Here is a 22,366-nt window from a genome sequence, read left to right on the forward strand (position 1 = left end):
TTGTCCGGCGGATCGGCGGCCGGAATAGCCACCCGGGATTTCACCGGGTCCTTGCGATTAGTCGCGTCTAGTACAGAAGGTCCCGGTTCAGGTGCAACCGCCTTTTCTCGGCTTCGAGGCCGCGGCCGTTTGCCGACAAGCCGGCTTGGGAATGCATGCCCGGCGTCCGAACGCCGGCATTCGCGTTCGAGAGACTAGGATTCCGTCTTGTCGGCCGGGGAAGCGATATCCTTCTGAGACTTCTGCCGGTTCCGGACGTTGGTGGCGAAACAGGCAACCGGACGTTGGTGGCGAAACAGGCAAAAGGAATGGCGATGGCGCGGCTCTACAGGCTGGTGCTCGCATGGTGCGTGGCCATTCTCGGCGGCTTTTTCGCTGTCGCCGGCGGCGTTCTCGCCTCGCTTGGCGGATCGCCTTATTATCTGATCGCAGGCATCGCGCTGATCGTCAGCGGCGCATTGCTTGGCCGTGTGCCCCGGCTGGGGCGGTGGTTGTTTGTCGCGATCTGGTTCGGCACGCTGGTTTGGGCTGTGTGGGAAGTGGGGCTGGACGGACTGCAACTCGTCCCGCGGCTGCTCGCGCCGACGGTGCTGCTGGCGCTGGTGCTGCTGACCGGATGGCGGTCCCGGTCGTGGCGGTCGCATGCCCGGGCGATACCCGTCGCGGCGGCGGTGCTGCTGGCGGTCGGGACCGGCGGCGTGCTTCTCCATGGCGAGGGCGTGGAGGCGCAGGGTGCAGCCGGCACCGCGCCATTGCCCGCCGCTCCGACCGGGGAAGCGGATGGCGACTGGCGCGATTATGGCGGCACGTTGTCGGGCCGGCGCTATTCGGCGCTCGCCGATATCACCCCGCAGAATGTCGGACGGCTGCAACTCGCCTGGACCCAGCGCACGGGCGACCTGCCGATGGCGGCCGAGACGCAGGAGCACAAACGGGAATATCATTCCGAGGCGACGCCGATCCATATCGGCGACACACTCTTCACCTGTACGCCGCACTCCTTCGTCCAGGCGATCGACGCGACCACGGGCAGGACCAAGTGGAGCTGGCACGAGGATGCGCCGATCGCCGGCAACAATTATCTGGTCTGCCGCGGCGTCACCTATTTCGAGGCGCCGGCGGGGACGCCGTGCCCGCACCGCATCTTCGCGCCGACGTTCAACGCGCGGCTGGTGGCGCTCGACGCCGAGACGGGTCGGCCATGCCCGAGCTTCGCGAACGGCGGGGCGATCGATCTGCGCACCAACATGGGGACGTCGAAGCCGTCGGATCAGATCGGCACCACGCCGCCGGTCGTCGTCAACAACCGGCTGATCATCGGCGAGCGGATCATCGACAACGTCAATCGCGATATCCCCTCCGGCGTCGTGCGCGCCTATGATCCGGTTTCGGGTGCACCGGTATGGGCCTGGGACGTCGGCCGCTCGCAGGACGCGATCGCGCCGTTGCCGGAGGGACAGACCTATACGCGCGGCACGCCCAATGTCTGGGGCGCGATCACCGCCGACGCCGCCAACGGCCTCGTCTATCTCGGCACGGGCAACGCCTCGCCCGATTATTGGATCGGGTATCGCCGGCCGTTCGACGACCGCTTCGGCTCGTCGATCGTCGCGCTCGACATCGCGACCGGCAAGCTGCGCTGGACGCGGCAGCTGGTCCACCGCGACATGTGGGACATGGACCTGCCGATCGGTCCGTCGCTGTTCGACTATCGCGCCCCCGACGGTCAGGTGATCCCGGCGCTGATCCAGACCACGAAGATGGGGCAGGTCTTCTTCCTCAACCGCCTGACGGGCGCGCCGCTCGCCGCGATCACCGAACGGCCGGTGCGCACCGACGGTGCCACCCCGGGCGTCCGGGTCTCACCGACCCAGCCCTTCTCGACCGGCATGCCCAGCTTCACCCCGCCTGCACCGACCGAAGTCGCCACCTGGGGCGCGACGCCGATCGACCAGCTCTTCTGCCGGATCGACATCCGTCGCGCGCAGGGTGCCGGCATCTACCAGCCGATGGGGCTGAAGCCGATCATCGGCCATCCGGCCTTCGACGGCGTCACCGACTGGGGTGGCGCGGCGGTCGACCCGGTGCGCGGCGTGATGACCGTCAACACGATGGAAATGCCGTTCAAGCTGTGGTTGATGCGTCGCGACGACCCGCGCGTGGCGCCGCTGATGAAGCGGAAGCAGGGCGGCGAGAACGCCATGCAGGCGCAACTTCAGACCCAGTACAACACGCCCTATGTCGCGGTGGTGAAGGCCTGGGTCGGCATCTTCGGCGCGCCCTGCGTCGCGCCGCCCTGGGGTCATCTGACCGCCGTCGACCTCGGCACGCGCAAGGTGCTGTGGCGCAAGGTGCTGGGGACGGCGCGCGACACCGGCCTGTTCGGGTCGCATCTCGGCGTGCCGGTGAAGACGGGCGTGCCCAATCTCGGCGGCTCGATCGTCACCGCGGGCGGCCTGGCCTTCATCGGCGCCACGACCGATCAGTATCTGCGCGCCTTCGACCTCAATACGGGCGAAGTGGTGTGGAAGGCGCGGCTGCCCGCCGGCGCACAGGCGACACCGATGACCTATCGCGGGCGCGACGGACGGCAATATGTCGTCATCACCGCAGGCGGCCACGGCGCGTTGGGGACGCGTTACGGCGACTACACGCTGGCGTATGCCCTGCCGAAGAGCTGACGCTATTGCCCGCGTCAGTCTGCGAAGGCATCGCGATGCGTCCGCTCGACCAGCTCCCGGTCTGCGTCGCTGGTCAGCGCGGCGCGTGCCCGATCGACCGCATCGGAGGCTTCGTCCGCGATGACCTGTCGCGCTGCCGGCGCGTGTCGCGCTAGCGCTCCAAGCGACTTTTGCAGGCGGACGCTGACTTCGACGATCGCGGCGCCGTCGCGCGCGATGGGCCTGCACCAGTCGTCGAGCAATGCGGCCAGCGGTATCGGTGGAACATGAACCCTGGCGGGTAGGGGAGTGATATGCTGCGGCCGATAATCGAGCAGCCGCAGCATCACCCGGCTGCCGGCTTCGATCACTGCAATGGCGGTGCCGGGGTCGTTGACCGCAGGTGACAGCGCCCGCGACGCGATCTCCGACAGTACCACCAAGCCGAAGCGCGGATCGTGATCGAAGGCGCGCTGGTGCGCCAGCGTGAAGGCATGCTGCACCTCTTCCACCGCCGCCTCATCGACGGTGCCGTCGATCAGCGCCATCGGCCGGCCGGGTTCGACCAGTCTGCCGGGGAGGGCAAGCACATAGATGTCGGTGTCCATCGCCTCGGCGATCCGCCCTAGCAGCGCGATGTCCATGTGGGTGACCCGCGCCATCGTCGGCGCCGGCACGGTCGTCCTGCCGCTCTGCTCGACCGCGGGCGGTTCGCCATCCAGCGCCAGCGGTACGGCGATCGTCTCCACCGCTGCCAGCGCTGCGCGCTCGACCCGGTCGATCGTGTCGGACACGCGACCGAACCGGGCAATATGCTCGATCCAGCGCAGCAGCGTTACGACGATGAACAGGATGACGAGGATCGTGCCGAAGAACAGGATGACACGGCCGGTGTCGCCATAGAGGCCGGTCGACAGCGCGACGATGCCTACGATCGCGAACAAGAAACTGCCGAGGAAGGTGGCGAGCGCATTCTGCGCGGTGCTGTCGTCGATCAGCAGCTGGACCGCGCGCGGTGTGATCGTGCTGGTCGCCCCCGAATAGGCCGATACCATCGCGGTCAGCGAGAAGGTCGTGACCGCCAGCATGCTCGAGGCGAGCATGGTGAGGATGCTGTCGACCGACTTGGATCCAACCGTCGCGGCAAAATGATAGGAAATAGTGTGACCCACCAATGCACCGGCAAGGGCCAGCGCCCCGCCGAATCCGCACATCAGCGCGGCCCTGAACCACATCCTGCGCGTGAGCAGGCGGATCAGCCACTGCCATCGCGTCATCGCCGCTCCCCTTTCGGCCTTTCCAAGCCCTGGCGACGGCGCGGAGTTCCGCAGCAGCGGCGCGTTAGTGTTCCGCCTCGTCCGATCCGGTCAATTGCCAGCGTCGGAGCAGGCGCGGCATCGTGAGCCCCTGTGCAAAAATCGAGAAGGCGACGACGCCGAAGGTGATGACGACGATCTGCCCGCGCTCCGCGATGCTGGCGGGTACCGCCAGGGCGAGCGCCAATCCTACCGCGCCCCTGAGGCCGCCCCAGACCAGCACGTGCTGATAAGTCGCGGGTAGTCGCAGCCCCGATCGCGCGAACGGCAGCACCAACGGGTAGACGGCGGCCGCGCGGCCGATCAGCGTCAGGACGATCGCGACGACCAGCGGCAGCGATACCAACGCGATCGGCTGGTGCGCCTCATGGCTGCCGATCAGCAGGAACAGGCAGGAGTTGGCGAGAAAGGCGGCATAGGTCCAAAAATCCTGCACATGCTGGCGCCCGGCGACCGAAATCGAGCCGCGTGGCCCGACGTTGCCGACGATGAGGCCTGCCGCGAGCGCCGCGAACACGCCCGACGCATGTACATGTTCGGCGAGCAGGAATGATCCCCAAGCGACCACGGTGGTCAGCGTCACCTCGACCAGATGATCCGTCGTCCGCCCGGCGACGGTCAGCACGACGAACCCGATTGCGGCTCCGATCACCACACCGCCCGCAACCGTCCACAGCAGCGCGAGCGACGCGCCGGACCAAGTCAGCGCCTCGCCGTTGGTGATGCCGACGAGGATCGCGAACCCGACCGCGGCGACGCCATCGTTGAGCAGGCTTTCGGATTCGACCACCATGCTGAGCCGGGGCTCAGCCTTCATCTCCTTGAAGGCTGCGATGACCGACACAGGATCGGTCGCCGCGATCAACACCCCGAAGAAGGCCGCGCCGAGCAGGCTCCAGCCGAGCAGCAGGTGCATGCCGCCGGCGACCACGGCCGCGCTGATCGCCACGCCGAGGAAGGCGAGCACGACCGTGAGGGGCAGTTCCTCGCGGAAGCGCGACCAGCGCAGCTGCATTGCTGCCTCGAAGATCAGCGGCGGCAGGAAGACGTTGAAGATCAGCTCTCGCGACAGTGGCAGCTCGGCACCGACCGGCAGATAGGCGAGTCCGATGCCTGCAAGCACCAGCCCGGCCGTATAAGGCAGCCCGATCCGCCGCGAGACCATCGCCACCAGCGAGGCGACGACCAGTAGCGTACCGAGTTCGGTCAGGCCGATGTCGCCGCTCATCGGCCGCTCCCCGTCACCGGCGTCAGCGCGAATTGGCGGCCCGCGGCGGGGGCGGGCTGTGGCGCGATGCCCTGCTGCCGCAACAGCGCAGCGATGGCCAGGGCGCGTCGCTGACTGAGATTGGGCTCGGCAGGCGGTGCGCCGGCGGGCAGACCCGGCACAGTGAGCGCCGAGACGTTCCAGCGATGCGCCGCCCAGGCCGACGTGGTGACGGCATCGCTCGCCGCCGCGTCGAGCGTGTCGGCGCCGTCGGCGAAGGCAACCGGCGGCAACGGCCCCTGCGGCGGGACGATCGCGACATCCCAGTCATCGCTTTGGTCGGCAGCGCGCCGTTCGAGCGCGCGATAGGTCGCAACGCTCGCGCCCGGCAACGCCGCGGCGGCCGCCACCGCACGATGATGGTCGCGGTCGATCGTCACCGCATCGGGCGTGATGCCGGTGATCAGGGCGATGCCGTTCGCCAGATCGGTCACCCGCTGCGCGGCGGTATTGGTGGCTTCGCCGGCTTGGCGCAGTTCCTCGCGCTGTGCGGCGAGCGCATCGGCACCGGCGCCGAGCAGGATCTGGTCGAGATTGAGCCGCACCGGCCGATCGAGCGCCTGCGCCAGCGCCGCCTGGATCGCGCTGGTCTTCTGCATCGAGCGGCGCGGGGTGATGACGACCGCGCGCACGATGATCGGCTGTGCGGTAAAGTCGATGTCGAGCTGGGTCACGCGCGCGTCGGCGCCGAATCGGTCCGACAGCAAAGAGCGGGTCTGCGACGTCGCCAGCGCCTCGCGGCCGATCCGGTTGAGCGAGATGCCGAGCGGGATCGCCATGCCGACGAAGACCAGCACCAGCACCACGGTCTGCATCCAACCCTGGCGACGGGAAAGATGATGACCGAAGCCGTAGAAGCGCGCCATCACCGTCGCCGACAGCGCGATGGTGATGAAGTTGGTCACGAACAATGCGAAAGCGCCCATGCCGACCGGGGCGTTGCGCGTGGCGATGCCATATCCGACCACGGCGAGCGGCGGCATCAGCGCGGTCGCGATCGCGACGCCGACAATCGTGTCGCCTCGCCCACGGATGATCGCGAAGGTCCCGGCGAGCGCGGCGAACAGCGCGACGGCAAGATCGAACAGATTTGGACGCGTGCGCGCGACGATCTCGGCGGTCGGCGCCTGCAGCGGCGAGGCGAGGACTAGCAGCGCGGTAAAGGCGATCGCCAGGGCAGAGCCGATCGCCAGCGCCTTGAGTGACCGCCGCAGCTCGCGAAAATCGAACAGCGCGAGGCTGAAGCCGAAGCCGAGGATCGGGTTCATCAGCGGCGAGATTAGCATCGCGCCGATGACGACCGCCGGCGACGACAGCAGCAGCCCCAGTTCGGCGATGCCGGCCGACATCATCGTCATGAAGGCGAAGCGCGGGCTCCAGCCGCTCTCCTCAACGACGCGCGCCAGCACCGCTTCGTGATCGACCCGGCCCACCACCGACCTGCGCCACCAGCGGTAGAGCGCGAGGCGGCCGAGCTGTCCGGCGGCCGCGTGCCGGTCGACGGGGAGGGTGGGTGAGGTCATCGGCGACTATATTTCCTGCATGCGCGTCGGGAGGGAGGTCAGCTTTCGGCCGGCGCGCCGACCGCGGCGGCGGTTAGGCAGATCAGGCCGATGACGATGAAGCCGCAGCGGTGACGCCAGTCGCCGACGCCGTTGCGCCGCGCCACCGCGAACGCCAGCGCGCATTGCAGCGCGTAGAACAGAGCGAAGGCGCGCGACGACAGCGCCACCACCTGGAACGGATCGGTCAGCCAGACGACGGCGATCGCCAGCAAGCCGGCGAGTGCGAATGCCAGCGGCACGGGCACCCGGCGTCGCGACACCTCGTTGATCAGCCCGCCCGCGCCGATCGAATCGGCGACGGCTGCGCTAAGCTGGCTCGATACCGCGCCGGCGAGCACGAACACACCCAGCGCTGGGGCGATCAACTCCATGATGTCGAGAATGCCCGCGACGCCCTCCGTCTGCGCGGCGCGCGACAAGAAGGGTGTCAGCAATGCGATGAAGGCCAGATAGATGGCAGAGGCGATCCATTGCGCATGGCGCATCGTCCTGATCCGCAGCTCGGCGGGATAGTCGTGGCCAAGATAGCGCGACGTCTCGAACCCCTGCACCGTGATGATCAGTCCGAGCAGTACCGGCAGGCTGGCCCAGCCCACCCGCGCCGGCGGCAGCGGCTGGACTGCGCCGCTCGTCGCCCAGGCGATGCCAAGGGCCACCAGCAGACCGGCGATGATGCCGATCTTGATCGACACCGTACCATGCGCGACATGCTCGACCTTGCGCAGATCGCCGCCGAGCGCGAGCAGGGTCATTGCCGCGATCAGCACAGTGACGACGATATTGGCGATGAGCGGTTGCCAGGCCGGATCGACCGCGATCGGCTTCAGCGAAAACTCCGCCAGCAGCTTCAGATAATAAGCGACCGACACGGCATAGGCGAGGGCGAGCACGCCCTGGGTTATGCGCGCCGCCCAGGCGATCGGATCGGCGAATGGAGCGGTCGCCAGATGATCCTCGACATGGCGGATGTTGAAGCGGATCACCCATCCGGCGGCATAGGCAATCACGAGCAGCGCCGCCATGGCAAGCAGGGCCGCGCCGCCGAATTCGCGTGCTAGCAACGGCCCGCAAATCAGAAAGCCCGAGCCGATGATCGACGCCAAAGGGGTCACCGTCGCGCGCCAGGCGTCCGATCGCGCAAACGGACTGAAAGTCAGCAATGCCGCCACGATGATCGAGACGCCAAACGCGATGATGACGATCATGGAGAACTCCGGCGACTGGATCAAAGCGGCAGCTCTGAAGCCACGGCAGGCGGGCGTGCTATCCTCGGGATCACGCCAGTGCCTGTCAACCGCCGCGCCATATCTCAGCTGTCAGCGGCCTTTCGATCTCTGTCAGGCACGACGCATAACGCGCAATTGCCGCTACATCGCCTCCTTGACGCCTGTCCTCACGAGCAGCCAGTTCATCGGGTAGCTTGTACAGAAGCCGGCCAGCATTGCGATCTGCATGGCGAACCAGAATTCTGGCTGGTCGGCTGTGGCCAGGCCGCCGAACAGCCGCTGGAACCACAGGAACTGGATCAGCGCCATTCCGCCGTACATGCCCACTTGCCAGGCACTGATCGACAATATGTCAGCTTTGACGGCCGCCTTCAGGCCGTCGCTCGGCGAGAGATGCCGCATCGGAACGATACTCCAATATTGGAATCCAATACCGAACAGGAAGGCCAGCAGGAAGTCCGGTATCCACAGGGCGAACATCCGCGTACTGAACAGCGTGCCGTAGCCGAACCATAACGCTATCGAAGGCAGGGCAAGGGCGATCCCCTCCACCACGATGTCGCCGAGCGTGCAGCCAGCGCCGCAGTGGCTGGCCCCTTTCAAGATGGAAACGGCAAACGGATCGTCATTGTCCTGCCGGGTAGAGCGCCCCCAGCGGTAGTAGATTGCGAGCCACAACACGCTCCCGAAGAGCGCGGTCAGTGGCCACACCACCGCCATAACGGCCATATTCGGTGGATGGCGCCACACATCCAGCGCGATGGTGACGACGCAGATTACCGCCAGCGACAGTGACAGGATCGCCGCGAGGTGGATGGGGGCAGGAAAGTGCGGCATCGTGGCATAACGTTCCGTCAACCTTCTAGATGCGGCGCGTGATGCGTGCGACTACAGATGGAGCGTCGATACGATCGTTCGGCCTGTCGTTGCACTCCGCCCGACTTCCGCTTCATTAAAAGCGGAGCCGTGCTCTTTAGCTGGACGACATCAGCGCCCACTTTTAGCTGACCCCAGCGCAACCTCTTCGGTTGTGCTCCCCGAAGCGCAGTCGAAGCCTCTTCAACCGCGGCATCGAAGATGATCAAATGGCAGAAGATGGGGAGTAGGCGGATGGGGACGAATGACCGCTTCTGGGTCGTTCTCGCAGGACGCACGGCCTTGGTGTCGGACACGGTCACGAGAATTCTTGTCCTCTATGAGGTGCCGAGCCCAGAGCTGCCGGCTAGATCAGGCTGCCGAGCGAAGACTTTCCATCGGCACGGCCTCGGCCAAGGTCGCGCCGGCTGGGATAAATCGTGATCCCGATAGGTGTATGCCATGCACCTGTCCGGCAAGTTCCCGCCAGCGGCGATGAGCCCGCTCGATGCCACGCTTGATCCGGCTGCGTGGCGGCAGCGGGGACGCGGTCAGGACCGAGCGGGGTCCGACCGACCAGCGCTGCGTCCCGGTCAGCAACTCGATGCGGCTGCCATCGCTGGCGAGCCATGGCTGCACATCGTCATGCCAGTCGACGTGAGCGATCGCGCGAGTGAACAGCGAGATGTCGACCGGCCCGTCGACTATGGGCAGATCGAATCCCACCAGCACCATGTCTTGGCCACTTTGCTTGACGATCGCGGCGACTTCGAGCGCGCCGGCGAGATCCTTGCGCCCGCTTGAGGCGAAAGCCGTTGGATCCCCGATGGGAGTGACTTGTGGGTAGCCCATGCCGAGGCGCAAGGCGTGAGTCCACGCCTGCATGGTGTCCATCGATTCGTTGATGCTCATGTCGTTATACTTCTTAGGGTCTTGGCCCCGATTTCTTTTCCGCCCCGTCGTAGAGGCCATCACCGCCGCTCAGCCGCAGGACGCGGGTGCGAGCGCTGCGAGCTTTTGGGTTTCGGCTGCGAGAGCGGCAGCGACGATGTCGTCGCCATATTTCTGCCAGTCTGCGGCATAGGGGCGGTGGCCGCAGTGTTCGGCAACGAAGGCCGCGAGCCGTCTCGCAGCCTCCAGCGTCGAGACGGTACCGCCCAGCAGGTGCCGCCATCGCATCAGCAGCATGCACGTGGTCAGCACGTCGCCCTCCGCGACGGCCTTCACCGACGACCATTTGCCTTGATCCATTAAGCCGCTGACCAGATCGGGCCGGCAGGTCAGCTTGGCGGGAACGCCGATCTTGGCTGCGACTTCGGCGAGATGCGGCGGCCTCGCGCCAGCACACATCTCGGTCATGAGGTCACAGTGCCCGCTGGCCTCGCGGCGCCACGGTGAGTGCAGGCCGGCCAGCGATGTCGGCAGTCGCAATCCCGCGGCTGCCGCAGCGAGAAGAATTTGCGGCACGTCGGCGTGGAATCCGCCCCAGGTCGTCAGTTGAACGTGTTGCAGCCGGTCCATGTCGGCAAGAAAGGCTCCGACGATCCCGGCCTCGTCGGTTTCCGGGCAACCCCTGGTCTCCATGCGGACGGGGCGGAGGCCATCATCGCCGTCGGTGAGTACAAGCCAACTCAACGCCACGATCTGCCGACACGGCCAGCGTGGCGTCGCGCGAGGGTCATGCCGGCGGTCGCGTGGATGAAGATCGGCAAGGTCGGCGGGCGTGCAGCGCTCGGCAGCGAGGTAGCGCCCGTGGACGGCATGGTCGTATCGAGTTTCGGCATCCAGGACGACGACATAGCTGGGCTTGTCGGTCTTCCAGATGCGGGCAGGATCGAGGTACATGGTTTGTCTCCTGTCGGACGTAATGTCCGTCTTGGTTGGGGCGGCGTGAGATCAGCGGGCCGGGCGTTGATCGGCTCGCCACCGGTCGAGGGCACGAAGCGCTGCCTGCGCGGGGTGGTCGGCGTCGTCGAAGTCACCAAAAGTCCGCGCCCATGCCTGCCAGCCGGCGATCGCCTCTCCGACCAGCTCGATCGCAGTGGCCTCAGGACATGGCAGCAGGACCGCGGGTCTTGCCGCCTCGCATTCATCGACGGGTGTGCCCAGCGGACATAGGCACGGCAGGTGACGCGCCCGCGCTTGGCGAACGCTCCAGGTGTGGCCCCGTGGTAGATCGCGCCATCGTCCTGCGGTATCGGCCGCCGCCGCCCGGATACGCGGGTGCCGCTCCAGATCAGCTAGTGCGAGAAAGCGGCGGGGTACCGAGCCCCAATTGTCCCAGCTGATGATTGCACCGCGTGCCGGGATCTGCGGCTCCAGCCAGTCGAGGAGATCGGCGACCTCAGCGTCTTCGCCAAGGTAGCGGGCGCCGGTGGAGAAGCGGTGGCCATTATTCACCGGCGTGACGGTCAGCGTGCCGACACCGACGAGGAGGCGGGCATCCGGGCGGTGTCCTGCGGCGGGACAGGCGCCGATGGTACGGACAGCGAGCGCAATCGAGGTGGGCGCAAAACCACGCGCGTCGATCGTCAGATCGATGGAATACATGTTCGTTTCCTTGATGATGGCCGCAGTGCGGCCGTGGTGATCAGCCGGCGGAGGACAGAACGTCGTCGACGTGAGCCTTTGCGGCAGGATCATCGCGCTGGTCGAGCCAGACGCGGAGGTGATTACGCAAGGCGTCAGCGATGCTGCGCCCGACCTGATTGATCGAGGCGAGCCGCCGGAGCAGCAGCCGGAACGTCGCAATCGCGTCCGCCTGTGCATGCTCTTCGATGCTGGCGACGTCACAGCGCACCCAGGCGCCAAAGATTTGCTCGGGCTCGGCGGGCGAGCAGGCCACTCCCGTTTGCTCGCATGCCTCTCGGAACGACACTGGCCTTCCGGCGCTGGTCGCCGATAGGTCGAGCAGATATTGGCGATGGCAGGCCGTCATTGCGCGGAGCGCGGGCGCGTCGTCTCCACCCGGTAGACTGGCGAGCGACGTGATCGCGGCCTTCAGCCGGTAGCCGGTGATCGTCGCACCTTCACGGATCACGTGTTGGCCAAGCCACGCGAACAGTGTCTCCGCCATGTCCGTTGGCCGCAGGATGCAGCTGTCGATGGTGAAATCGACCGCCGTTCCGCGCAGTTCGGCTGTCAGAATGGCGGCACCAATGGGTATGCGCTGATCGATGCCGAGGTGACGGCCTATGTCGAGTTCGACAACATTCAGAATTGTCATGATGGGTGATGGAAGCATGGGACTTGGGTTCCGGGTGCGCGCGGCCGACCCCAGCCGCACAAGGCGGTGGGGTGACGACACGGATGCTGAAGATGACCGGTCTGAACCGGTCGACGACGAAGATCCTGGCGAGGGCTAGCCGGCAGATGCCGACCTTCTTTTCCCTTCCATTAGAACCTTCGCCGTTGCCGCCGCTGAGGAACGACGGATCTCGCGCCGCCTTTTCCATGCTGCGGACATGGTCGGACGACCATGTCCGCGATGGCTAGTGCCAGGCCATCAGCGCTTCATGGGGTCACCCGCCTGACCGAGTTGCCAAGCCGCGGCGCGACGGTGCAGCTTCGCCGCAGCTGTGGTTTCAACAGCTGGTGACGTTGAAGCAGCCACTTCCTGCTCCATCACCGACGTGAGTGGGGGTGACTTGGCCGCGTCGGCGAGACGACGCTCGTCGGCCAGCCGCCGGTGGTGGGCGTCGGCTTCGCGGATGGCCCGCGCCCGCAGATCCGCGTCTAGAATTGCGAGATCGTCTTGCTCGAGGAGACGTGCGGCAAGCGCCTGACTGTCCCGCTGAGCAGCGTCGGTCCTGGCGTCGTACGTTGCGGCTAGCCACTTCGCGATGAGCGACACGCTGGGCTTTACGACTGGCCGAGGCGTGACGATGCGGTCCGCAGGAACCGCCACGGGGGCTTCCCTCGGTGTGGGCGGCGCAAGGTCCTGATTGTCGAGCGTTGCCGGAGCCGACGCTGCCGTCGTCGGGATCGAAGGAAGTGTCCGGGGCGGCGCGGTGGACACGACATTGGCTTCGTGTCGCGGTGCCGTTTCTTCGGAAACGGGAGCGCGTAGATCGGCACTACGACCCGGCGCTCCCGCTGGTGAGCGCGGGGCCTTCATCATCGCCATGGCTGCAAGAACCTCAGCGTGCGGCACATTCGGTTGGGACCCAGCCGTTGGTGTGGGCTTGGAAGGCCGTGCGGCCGCCGATGCCACGGGCAGCGAAGAATCCGCGCGGCGCTCGCCAGCGGAAGTCGCAGCTTCTTGGGCGTGAGGGCTGATTGTCGGCGAGCCGGCGGCAATCCGAGTCGGTGCCGAGACCGTTGTCGGCGATGGCGGTCGTGACGACGCGGGTGCAGGCGCATGTGTCGTAGTCGCCGTCGATGCCGGGGTGGAGGTATGCATCGGCCGTGGGTTTGGCCTTTCTTCCGGTCGGCTAAAGGTCGACGTGGGTGGAGCGTCGTCTCGTCGCTCGCGATGTTGCTCGTCGTCCACTTGCCAGCCTCGCCGGATGGCCTTGTCCTGAGCGGGGGTCAGCCAGCGCGTCGGCACCGGCATTTTCCAGAAGCGCTGCAGCCAGGACGCTGGGTTTTCGCCGCGCTGAGGTGCGAATCCGTCGGCATGGCGGATCACGACCGCAAGCACAGCTTCATCCTGGACCTGCGTTAGATGCGTCGCCTTGGCCTGCTCCAGCACGGCATGCGCCGACGGGGACGCCGGCAAGCTCATCATCGTTGCGTCGTCGACCTTGATCGCGTCACGCTCGACCCGGACCCGCTGGTTCTGTCGGTCAGCCTCGAGAATCAGTTCGACCCCGATCTTGCTCAGCCGCTTGGCGAGCGCAGCGACAGCGGTGTGCTGTCGGAGTATCGACGCCTCGGCCATGAGGTTCGCGGCAGCGACTTTCAGTCGTTCCTGCTCAGCGACCATCGCCGCTAGTTCGGTCGGTGAGTATGACCGAGCCGTCGACGCGGCTGGGGGTGACGGCGCGGTGGACACTGACATTGCGGGAGCCGGCTGAGCTGACCGAACGACAGCGCCGCGCCCTCGAAGTTGGAGCAGCTTCCGGGCAGCGACAGGATCGGCGTCGGCCTGCGTCTCCAGCCAATCGACGAAATCCAGACGGCGTATGTCGCGCGCATTGATCGCGTCTCGCTGCCGCGCGGCTTCCTTGTCGATCCGTTCGCATTCGAGCCGGTAGGTCGTCATCGCTGCGGCGCGGTGGACACGCGTGCTCCGCGATCGCGTCACCGGCATGGCTGCTTTCCTGCGCGCCAGCGCCTTGGCCCGCTCGCGCTTCTGCCATGCCGCCACCGTGATCCGCTCCTCACTTAGCCGCTGTCGCCGGGCGACGAGGTCGCGGACATATTCCTCATAGCGCACCCGGAGCGTCTCGGCGGGGTCAACGGCTCGTGCGGCCGCTACCTCGGGTGTTGTCGGTTGGCTGCGATACCAGTGCACGAACGTGACCGATGATCGCGCATCCATGGCCTTCAGACTGTATCGATCGCCAAGCGCGGATGCCGGGCAGTGCCGGGTGGGATCCGATATTCGGTGCAGACGAAGACCGATCAGATCGCCGTTCTTGCGGATGAATGGTCGCAGTTCGAGGTCGAGGGCGGCCAAGGCGATGCGCCGTGCATCATAGTCGCGCTCATCCAACGCGGCCTGCGTCGCGCTCAGATCGAGCAGGTCGGCGAGCGGCGCGATGCCCGTCCGTCGTTCGCGGTCTCGCTCGCCCTGGCTGACCCTGCCGACGGTGCGGCACGGCTCTGCCAGGACGTTTCGGTCTCTTGCCAGCGGCCGCAGGCCGAACTCGTCTTCGAGGTGCCGGGCGACCGTCATCAGGCGCCGGCCCAGATGGCTGTCCCAGGCGCGGCTGACCACGTCACCCTTGGGGAGAGTTTTTGCTTCCTCGGGACTGACCTCGCGGTCGAGCGACTTCGATCGCAGGATGCGGGGTGGCGCGGTGCCGTGCCGGTTAGCGGCGACGGCAGCGATGTGCATGTGGTCGCCGGGATCATCGTTGTCGTTGTCGTGGCGGAAGGCAGCCCAGGCCTGGCGGGCAAGTCCGGCCTCCTCCAGTGCCGCGTTTATCGCGGTGCGCCACTCATCATCGCTGAGCCCACGTTCGGCACGGATGATGATGTGGACGATAGGGGCAGCACGGCCGCTACGCATCGCCGCCCGGTTGAGGACAGCGGCGGCGCTGTCGACGTCGCGAATGCCATTCATGGCGAAGAGGCGGGCGCCGGTCTGTTCCTCCGGCGTTCCGTCAAGCCGACGCTGGTAGATCAGCAGCGCCTCGGCGGAATCGCCGCGTTTGACCTTGATGATCATGAGGCGACGCTCCGGCAGTGCAGTTCGCTGATGACCCTGTCGGCCTTGACGAGTAGCTGGGCGATGATCGCCGGGAAGGTCACGCGGAGACGATCGGCATCGTCAAAGCGCAGGACGCCCGTCTGCATGCGCTCGAGCAAGGGCGTGAGTCCTGCGATCTCGTCTGCCAGTCCATCGATGGCGGCGACGGCGTCGACCCACGGGTGGACTGTCAGTGGTGGCGGTGGCGGCACCGGGCGGATGACGACGCCAGGAAGATGGCTGCGAAGCCAGTCGCCGCGAGCATGAGCGCCGTGGTAGCCGGCGTTACGCACGAGGTGATCGAACTGGGCGACCTCGTCCTCATCCCGTAACCGGATACGAACGTCGTGGCGCCGCTGGCGCCGTTCGGATCCTGATGAGCGGCTCATCGGCCCGCCCCCCAAGCCTGAGTCTGACGCTGATCCGATGTGCCGCGCATCGGAGTACCGAGCGCGTGACGACCTTGCAGGATGTGACGTCGACGGGGCGTCGTCGGGATTGCGGACGCGGGTGCGGACGTTACGTCGCGGGAGGGTGTGGGAGGGGCACCGCCTCCCGCCAAGGCATGTCGTTCCACCGAGGACCGGACAGAGCGCAGCGACAGACGGTCCGGTCGCCAGCGGCGCGGTGGACACGACACGACTTGCTGCTCTTTTCCATGCCGGGCGCACGGTCCCCGGCACGATGTCGCTGGATCTCGGCTAGGGGCCAGCGCGGCTCGGGCTAAGTCGTTGTAATAACCGCGACATGACTTTTTATTCCCCTTTTTGAGGAAACCCGGAGGTTCCACAGAAATGGGTTTACAAATGTCGGGCCCATCCAAGGCGTCGGCGACGCCAAATACCGTCGTTGAGTTTTTATCGCCCATTTTTGGGGAAGGCCAAATCTTGGCCTCGGCCGAGCTCAAAATCGCCGGGCTTGGGGCGGTAACCCGCTCACGGGCGGATTGCGGGAAATCGATCACGAAGCATCTCCATCAGCGGCAGCGCGAAGGCTGCGGTTGAGGAGAAGGTCCGGCCCCTTTCCGATTGTCTCCAGCAGCAAGGCCGCGGCCTTGCTGTGAAGCTACCGACCCACTCGCCTGGGGACCGGTCGATGGGCGACGTCCGACACGCCATGGCCACAAGATCCGCCTGCCCCGGGCGGTATCGAGGCGCCATCACGCCTCGGCCATGACGCCGATGTAGTGACTATCGCTCGGTGTGGGAAGGCGGGGGAGCGAGACAGCCGCTTTCCTTGATGGCGAGAGCGTGGTTGACCATCCATTGTATGATCAGGCTAAAGAAGCAGCGCCGATGACCTACTCACCTCATCCGCTCCCTCAAGCGATCTACGCGTGCCCGGGCGCAGTGGACGACAGCATCCCAATGCACGCTGCGGAATTCGAGCCGATCCATGTCGGCCTTTAAAATGTCGAGGGGTACGCCCTGTCCATAGGCTTCCCCGGTGTTCCTCGTTGCGTGTCCCGCAGCCTGAGCCAAGTTCATCTCGGGGATCCGGCGACGACGGCCTTCGCGCTTCATGCTATGCCGGGTGGAGTAGAACGCCTTGTCCGTTTGGGTTATGCCGAGTCGGCGAAGCTCGCGATTGATGGCCTGCGACAGATAGGTGTACCGATCGCCGTATTTCGCGGGCTTGAGGTCGTCGAAAAGCCAGGGTGAGCGCCGGGCCTGCTGGACTGCGACGAAGTCGAGAAAGCCACCCTCCAGAACGATCCAGTGGAGCGGCACGTCTCGCTGCGACTGCAGCGTCTTAAGATGCCGGACGGGCATGGTACCGCCGTCGACACCCCGCTGCGGCCGGCGATCGGCGCGGAAGCGCATGATCCAGTCGCCATCGTCCTGCACGATCTCGCTCGGCTTGAGCTGGCAATGCTCGCCGGGTCGCGAGCCATGGAAGGGCGCGAGGAACAGGATCCAGAACATGGTGTCGGAACAGGCGTCCGGATCGGTCATCAGCCGGGAATTGTAGATCAGCGCCATCTCTTCGTCGTTGAAGTGGTCGCGCTCGGTGCCGGTATGCCGCGCACCATCGACCTTGATGCCTTGCGCGACGTTGACGGGCACCCATTCGTATTCCTTGGCGACGGCGAGGAGCGCCTTGATCGCCGCGACCTGCTTGCCGACCGACGGCGCCGACAGGGTCGGCAACTTCTTCGCGGCAGCGAGGGCGATCTGTTCCCTGGCAGGGAGCTTCTTGATGCTCTTTTCCACGCGTGCTGGAAGGTTGAAGCACTGATCGCGGAACGTGCGGATGTCCCCGCTGGTGATCGCCGTCACCGGCTTCGGGCCGATCAGCTCCTCAAAACGCCGGACGGCAAGCAGCCACTCGTCAGCAGATTTCCGCGCTTCGCCGTCCCCGAGACGACGCGCGTCCCGCCACAGCTTGTATAGCGCCCCCAGCGAGCGATCGGGCGCGTCTGGAACGGCCGGTTGCGGGGCAGGCGCGTCCTGCTCGACAAGGTGGGCGGCCATAGCCGCCGTCATGGGGTTGAGGACGAGCTCGGCATCTTCCGGCCAATGGGTAAAGCGGTGTTCCGCCAGACGCCGCAGAACGCGTTCGGCAACCGCGTCGAACAGGACACCGTGCGACGGCAGCGCTTCGCCCGCCGCGTTGGCGACGAGCTGCGTCTCGAATGCGGCAGCTTTCCAGTCGCGCGCAGCGAGAAGCCCGCGGGCGATCTCGCGGAACGCAGCGCCCTGATAGCTGGGCTGTTCTTCGAATGCCTCGATCTGCGCGGAGGCGAGCTTGCGATGATCGAGCGCGGGGAAGGCCGATCCCAGCCGAGGCGGCAGATCGGTCACGAACTCGAGACGATCATCCTCTAGATCGGTGTCTCGCATGATCCGACACTGGCGCTCTGCCGCGGGCGCGTGCTTACCGCCCCAACTCTGCCGGACCCGAAGGCTAAGGAACTTCAGCATCCCGTAGGACACATTATCGATACCGCGGGCCATGTCGAAGTGGAGGTCGAACGACGCCTGATGCGCGATGTTCGCGCGTGCGAGCGCCACCATGCCCTTCGCGACGACCTGATCCGCCTGTTCGCCGATGGATGCGGCTGCGAAGGCATCGAGGCCCGCCATGTAGCGCCGGATTTCCGCCAGCTTCTCGGCATGCCGAAGACGCGCTTCGTTCTCGTCGGTGGTTCCGAGGGAGTATTTCCACTCGCGCCTGCCGGCGGCAAGCCGATGGCGTTCCGGCACAACCATGCGGAACCACCACATTTTCGACTTGGGATGACGATACAGCCCCGCCACACGAACCCTCATTTGTACCACCCCTTTGTACCACCGGGTGGGCTGAGCGTCGATAGATTGAGCCTAAATCCGCCAATTTCCGCCAGAAAAGGCCGAAAGTGGTGACCCCTACGGGACTCGAACCCGTGTTTTCGCCGTGAGAGGGCGACGTCCTAGACCGCTAGACGAAGGGGCCGTTTAGCAGCGAGAGGCGGGCGTCTACGGGGTGGGGGGTGGGGCGTCAAGCGGTTACTTCGTCAGGATGTGATGACGATCCGGCTCGGCCTGGTGCTGGCCGGCAGGGTCAGCGTCACGGTGTGCCGGGCGGTGTCGACGGTGCCGCGGCTGGCGCTGGTGGCGGGCCAGCCGTGGATCGTCACGCGCATCTCGCGCCACCAGGGGCGATAGGCGCCCTGCGCCGCGGCGAACGCCAGGGTTACCCGGTTGCCGCCCATGGCGCCGGTGCATGAGACGTGCTGGCGGCGATAGGCGCGGCGGGTCGCGGGATCGGCCTTGCCATCATCGTCGTAGAGCGTCGTCGCGCAGTCCGGGCCTGGCCAGACGTGCAGGTCGAGCGGGCCGACCGGGGTGTCGGACAGGCTTTGCACCAGCGGCTGCTTGGGCAGGATCGTGCCCTCGCGCACGAAGACGGGAAGGGTGTCGGCGCGCGGCGTCAGGCGGACGACGTCCTGCTTGCCGAACGGGCCGTTGTCTCTGACTGTGGTGGTCGCTTCGGCATCGGTCCAGTAATCGAACCATCGGCCCTTGGGCAGGCAGGCGTCATAGGGCGCCGGGGATTCGCCGAATGCGTTGCCGGCGATCACCAGCGCGCGGCCGAGCGCGAAGCTGGCGCCGGTGTCGCAGGGGGCGTTCACCATCTCGGGATGATCGTAGAACAGCGGCCGCATCATCGGCGCGCCGGTGCGGTGCGTCTCCTCCGCCAGCGCATAGAAATAGGGGAAGAGGCGATAGCGTTCCTCGACATAGGCGCGGCGGATCGCCGCCTGCTCGGTGCCGTGGACCCAGGGTTCCTGCGGCGGCGACCCCTTGGTCGCATGGTCGCGGAAGATCGGCATGAAGGTCGCGACCTGGAACCAGCGGGTGAGGAGATCGGCGCTGGGGCCGCCGCCGAAACCGCCGACGTCGTTCGCGGTCCAGGCGAAGCCCGACAGCCCGAGGCTGAGCGTCATCGAGATGGCGAGGCGCAGCTGGCTCCAGCTCGAATAATTGTCGCCCGTCCAGGTCGCCGCCCAACGCTGGCCGCCGGCGTAGGTGGCGCGGGTCATGACGAAGGGACGCTCGGTGGGGCGAAGCCTTTCCAGCCCCTCATAGGTGCCGCGGAAGTTCTGCATGCCGAAGACGTTGTGGACCTCGGCATGGGTCGCGGTGCGCGGGGCGAAGCCCGATCCGTCGATGCGGTGGACGGTGTCCAGCGGCATGGTCGAGGATGGCACGTTGAACAGCGCCGGCTCGTTCATGTCGTTCCAGAAGCCGGCAACGCCGTCACGGACGAAATCCTTGTAAAGCGTGCCCCACCAGCGCCGCGACGCCTCTTGCGTAAAGTCGGGGAACACCGACGTCCCCGGCCACACCCAGCCTTCGAAGACGCTGCCGTCGGCGGCGTGGACGAAGCGGTCCTGGTGAAGCCCCTCGTCATAGGGCGCATAGCCCCGGTTGGGGGCCTTGGCGATGTGAAGGTCGGTGATCGCGACGATCTTCACGCCCTTGCCGCCGACGTCGCGGACCAGCCGGCCCATGTCGGGGAAGGTCTTGGGATCGGTGGTGAAGGGCCGGGCGAAATATTGATAGTCGATGTCGAGCCACATCACGTCGAGCGGGAAGCGATCGGCGCGGAAGCGGTCGACCAGCGAACGTACCTCGTCGGCGCTCATGTAGCTGAAGCGCGATTGCTGATAGCCGAACGCCCATTTGGGCATCAGCGGGGGATGGCCGGTGAGGTCGGCATAGCGCTCGACGACCCTGGCCGGGGTGCCGCCGGCGATGACGTAATAATCGATGGGGCCGCCGTCGGCACCGAAGCTGGTGACGCCCGCCGCGCGATGGCCGAAGTCGAACCAGCTGCGCCATGTGTTGTCGAGCAGCACGCCATAGGCGCCGCTCTCGCCGCCTACCGAGAGATAGAAGGGGATCGATTTGTAGGTCGGATCGCGCGTCTCGGTGATGCCGGCGTCGGTGTTCCACAGCGTGAAGCTGCGGCCGCGGCGGTCGAGCGGGCCGGTCTTGTCGCCCAGGCCGAAGATATGCTCCCCGTCGCCGAGCCGCTTGTTGAGAGTGAAGCGCTGGCCGTCGTAGCTTGGCGGGGCGGCATCGATCAGGATCGGCTTGCCGGCGGCGTCGGCGATGCTGATCGCGCTGGTGGCGGGATCGACGCGGACCCGCATCGCGGCGGTCGAGAAGCCGTCGGCGGCTTGGGTGACGGCGACGCGGGCGGTGCGCATCGCGGGAAGGACGGCCCAGCTCGCATCCTCGGGCAGGGCGCCGGTGCGGCTGACGCGTATGCGGACGATGTCGGGGGCGATCGCGTCGATGCGCGTCAGCGTACCGCCGATGCTGCGCTCATAGGCGGGTGCGGCTTGCGCAATGGCGGCGGTCGGCAGCGCGGCAGCGGTGAGCGGTGCGGCAAGCGCGATCAGCGAGGTGGCGATGATAGAGCGCATGTCGATCCTCCCGGGCGGCGCGGTCGGCGCCATTGTCGAGCGACGCTAGAGGCGGTGTGCGGTGAGGGCCAGTGGGTGCCGCCACCGTGCATACGTATGAGGCGGAGAGGGGGTAGGCAGCGTGTCGCGGGCTATCGCGCCCATCGGTGTTCGACCCAACCGTTCACGCGCGCCTGAAGGCGGCGCGGTACGTGAAATAGGAACGCCAATCCCCAGGCGTTCGCGATCCGCTGGAAGGCCAGGCAGATCATCGTCACCACGACAGCCGCCGTCAGCGCCGCCAGGGGGCTGAATGCATCGGGGGCGCTGAGGTCGATCAGTGTGAGCCCCATGATCACCGGAATATGGCAGACATAGACGGGCAAGGTATTCCGTCCCAGGCGCGCGATCGGCGTGCGGACCAGATAGTCGGCCGGGATGGCAGACACCAACGCGACGGCGCCCAGGGCGAAGCACAGCGCCTCGGGGATCGACAGCAGCGCATAGGTCAGGCTGCCGCCCCCGCCGGCTTTAGCGAGGTGGAGGGCGAGCCCGATCAGGGGCAGGGCGACGCCATAGGCGGCCGATCGCCTGTGCAGCGCCTTCATGGCGCGATCATCGAGGAACAGGCAGCCCACGACGAAATACATCCCGTATCGACCTATCTGCTCGGCGGCGAAGAAGGACGGTCGAAGATAGTCGGACCATAGCGCCGTCGACAGGGCGAAGAAGACGGCAAGCAGCACATATCTCGACACGCCCGCCCGGACGACGATGGGAATGAAGGCGAGAACGACGAGAGCCCAGAGGAACCATAGCTCGGTGTTCGGTCTCGCCATTTCTCTCAAGATGTCGGGCAACCCGATAGTCTCACCCGTCGACTTCGACAGCAGAACGACCGGTGTCCAGAGCAGGACGAGCCACGCCAGATTGGCGCACCGCCAAAATATCCGCCCGCGCGAGGCTTTCATGATCCCCTGGGCAAGAAAACCCGACAGCAGCAGAAGCGTCGGCATCCGGGCGAAGCCGAGCGCCCAATTCACCGTTGCGAGCCATGCCGGAACCTGAAACCAGTTGCCCCCCAGGAAGACCAGCACGTGGTGAAACACAACGAGGAATACGGCACCGCCGCGCAAGGCATCCAACCCGACGACTCGCGTTCTGGGTTGAGGCATCTCGGCAGATGTCTCTGGCAATTCTTGCGTCATGCGTATCGTGATGTC

At 66.3% G+C, this 22,366-nt stretch carries 15 protein-coding genes, 1 tRNA gene and 1 other annotated feature (1 of these 17 only partly in view); of the genes, 1 reads left to right on the forward strand and 15 read right to left on the reverse strand.

The genetic code is table 11. The features are described 5' to 3' along the window. Positions 1–54, reverse strand: a sequence feature (sul1 is cis-regulatory element that is thought to sense ions involved in sulfur or methionine metabolism; They are found in Alphaproteobacteria); it reaches 2 nt to the left of the window's first position. Between the two features lie 260 nt (positions 55–314). Further along, the gene (locus GGQ80_RS11590; protein ID WP_183984944.1) at positions 315–2,681 is read left to right on the forward strand and encodes a membrane-bound PQQ-dependent dehydrogenase, glucose/quinate/shikimate family; all 2,367 of its coding nucleotides are present in this window, start codon (positions 315–317) and stop codon (positions 2,679–2,681) included. Positions 2,682–2,695: 14 nt separating this feature from the next. On the opposite strand, the gene GGQ80_RS11595 is transcribed toward GGQ80_RS11590, so the two are convergent. From GGQ80_RS11595 to GGQ80_RS11665, 15 genes are all read right to left on the reverse strand, one after another. Further along, positions 2,696–3,937 carry a DUF2254 domain-containing protein gene (locus GGQ80_RS11595; protein WP_246347031.1) on the reverse strand — a complete coding sequence of 414 codons (1,242 nt, stop codon included), beginning with the start codon at positions 3,935–3,937 and terminating at the stop codon, positions 2,696–2,698. 64 nt (positions 3,938–4,001) lie between these two features. Next, positions 4,002–5,204 carry a cation:proton antiporter gene (locus GGQ80_RS11600; RefSeq protein ID WP_183984946.1) on the reverse strand — a complete coding sequence of 401 codons (1,203 nt, stop codon included), beginning with the start codon at positions 5,202–5,204 and terminating at the stop codon, positions 4,002–4,004. Beyond that, positions 5,201–6,766, reverse strand: coding sequence for a DUF389 domain-containing protein (locus tag GGQ80_RS11605; RefSeq protein ID WP_183984948.1), 1,566 nt, complete (start codon positions 6,764–6,766; stop codon positions 5,201–5,203). The genes GGQ80_RS11600 and GGQ80_RS11605 overlap by 4 nt, the downstream gene beginning before the upstream one ends. Positions 6,767–6,804: 38 nt before the next feature. Then, positions 6,805–8,013: a hypothetical protein gene (locus GGQ80_RS11610; RefSeq protein WP_183984950.1), complete on the reverse strand. Its 1,209-nt coding sequence runs from the start codon at positions 8,011–8,013 to the stop codon at positions 6,805–6,807. 162 nt (positions 8,014–8,175) lie between these two features. Then, entirely contained in the window at positions 8,176–8,871 is a 696-nt protein-coding gene (locus GGQ80_RS11615) for a DUF4396 domain-containing protein (protein WP_183985161.1), read from the reverse strand. A 390-nt stretch (positions 8,872–9,261) separates the two neighbouring features. Continuing rightward, complete coding sequence (locus GGQ80_RS11620) at positions 9,262–9,801, reverse strand: hypothetical protein (protein WP_183984952.1); 540 nt, start codon at positions 9,799–9,801, stop codon at positions 9,262–9,264. Between the two features lie 69 nt (positions 9,802–9,870). Further along, positions 9,871–10,734, reverse strand: coding sequence for a 3'-5' exonuclease family protein (locus GGQ80_RS11625; protein WP_183984954.1), 864 nt, complete (start codon positions 10,732–10,734; stop codon positions 9,871–9,873). Positions 10,735–10,785: 51 nt separating this feature from the next. Beyond that, positions 10,786–11,532, reverse strand: coding sequence for a hypothetical protein (locus GGQ80_RS11630; protein WP_246347032.1), 747 nt, complete (start codon positions 11,530–11,532; stop codon positions 10,786–10,788). Continuing rightward, positions 11,480–12,115 (reverse strand): hypothetical protein, encoded by a 636-nt coding sequence (locus tag GGQ80_RS11635; RefSeq protein WP_183984956.1) that lies wholly within the window; start codon positions 12,113–12,115, stop codon positions 11,480–11,482. The genes GGQ80_RS11630 and GGQ80_RS11635 overlap by 53 nt, the downstream gene beginning before the upstream one ends. Positions 12,116–12,394: 279 nt before the next feature. Continuing rightward, entirely contained in the window at positions 12,395–15,226 is a 2,832-nt protein-coding gene (locus GGQ80_RS11640) for a hypothetical protein (protein WP_183984958.1), read from the reverse strand. After that, positions 15,223–15,636 (reverse strand): hypothetical protein, encoded by a 414-nt coding sequence (locus GGQ80_RS11645; RefSeq protein ID WP_183984960.1) that lies wholly within the window; start codon positions 15,634–15,636, stop codon positions 15,223–15,225. Before GGQ80_RS11645 ends, GGQ80_RS11640 begins: the two co-directional genes overlap by 4 nt. Positions 15,637–16,551: 915 nt before the next feature. Next, positions 16,552–18,507, reverse strand: a complete 1,956-nt coding sequence (locus tag GGQ80_RS11650; protein WP_183984962.1) for a DUF6538 domain-containing protein — start codon at positions 18,505–18,507, stop codon at positions 16,552–16,554. Between the two features lie 99 nt (positions 18,508–18,606). Then, positions 18,607–18,682, reverse strand: a tRNA-Glu gene (locus GGQ80_RS11655). A gap of 61 nt (positions 18,683–18,743) precedes the next feature. Continuing rightward, positions 18,744–21,164, reverse strand: a complete 2,421-nt coding sequence (locus tag GGQ80_RS11660; protein WP_183984964.1) for a glycoside hydrolase family 31 protein — start codon at positions 21,162–21,164, stop codon at positions 18,744–18,746. A gap of 131 nt (positions 21,165–21,295) precedes the next feature. Next, a complete protein-coding gene (locus tag GGQ80_RS11665) occupies positions 21,296–22,351 on the reverse strand; it encodes an acyltransferase family protein (protein ID WP_183984966.1) in 1,056 nt (351 codons plus the stop codon). Between the last annotated feature and the right edge of the window lie 15 nt (positions 22,352–22,366).

Source organism: Sphingomonas jinjuensis, assembly GCF_014197105.1.
Taxonomy (GTDB): domain Bacteria; phylum Pseudomonadota; class Alphaproteobacteria; order Sphingomonadales; family Sphingomonadaceae; genus Sphingomonas; species Sphingomonas jinjuensis.

What these genes read in the sequence shown, in the direction of transcription:
- GGQ80_RS11590 (WP_183984944.1), top strand. Translation starts at nt 315, where the DNA reads ATGGCGCGGCTCTACAGGCTGGTGCTCGCATGGTGCGTGGCCATTCTC.
- GGQ80_RS11595 (WP_246347031.1), bottom strand. Translation starts at nt 3,937, where the DNA reads ATGACGCGATGGCAGTGGCTGATCCGCCTGCTCACGCGCAGGATGTGG.
- GGQ80_RS11600 (WP_183984946.1), bottom strand. Translation starts at nt 5,204, where the DNA reads ATGAGCGGCGACATCGGCCTGACCGAACTCGGTACGCTACTGGTCGTC.
- GGQ80_RS11605 (WP_183984948.1), bottom strand. Translation starts at nt 6,766, where the DNA reads ATGACCTCACCCACCCTCCCCGTCGACCGGCACGCGGCCGCCGGACAG.
- GGQ80_RS11610 (WP_183984950.1), bottom strand. Translation starts at nt 8,013, where the DNA reads ATGATCGTCATCATCGCGTTTGGCGTCTCGATCATCGTGGCGGCATTG.
- GGQ80_RS11615 (WP_183985161.1), bottom strand. Translation starts at nt 8,871, where the DNA reads ATGCCGCACTTTCCTGCCCCCATCCACCTCGCGGCGATCCTGTCACTG.
- GGQ80_RS11620 (WP_183984952.1), bottom strand. Translation starts at nt 9,801, where the DNA reads ATGAGCATCAACGAATCGATGGACACCATGCAGGCGTGGACTCACGCC.
- GGQ80_RS11625 (WP_183984954.1), bottom strand. Translation starts at nt 10,734, where the DNA reads ATGTACCTCGATCCTGCCCGCATCTGGAAGACCGACAAGCCCAGCTAT.
- GGQ80_RS11630 (WP_246347032.1), bottom strand. Translation starts at nt 11,532, where the DNA reads ATGATCCTGCCGCAAAGGCTCACGTCGACGACGTTCTGTCCTCCGCCG.
- GGQ80_RS11635 (WP_183984956.1), bottom strand. Translation starts at nt 12,115, where the DNA reads ATGACAATTCTGAATGTTGTCGAACTCGACATAGGCCGTCACCTCGGC.
- GGQ80_RS11640 (WP_183984958.1), bottom strand. Translation starts at nt 15,226, where the DNA reads ATGATCATCAAGGTCAAACGCGGCGATTCCGCCGAGGCGCTGCTGATC.
- GGQ80_RS11645 (WP_183984960.1), bottom strand. Translation starts at nt 15,636, where the DNA reads ATGAGCCGCTCATCAGGATCCGAACGGCGCCAGCGGCGCCACGACGTT.
- GGQ80_RS11660 (WP_183984964.1), bottom strand. Translation starts at nt 21,164, where the DNA reads ATGCGCTCTATCATCGCCACCTCGCTGATCGCGCTTGCCGCACCGCTC.
- GGQ80_RS11665 (WP_183984966.1), bottom strand. Translation starts at nt 22,351, where the DNA reads ATGACGCAAGAATTGCCAGAGACATCTGCCGAGATGCCTCAACCCAGA.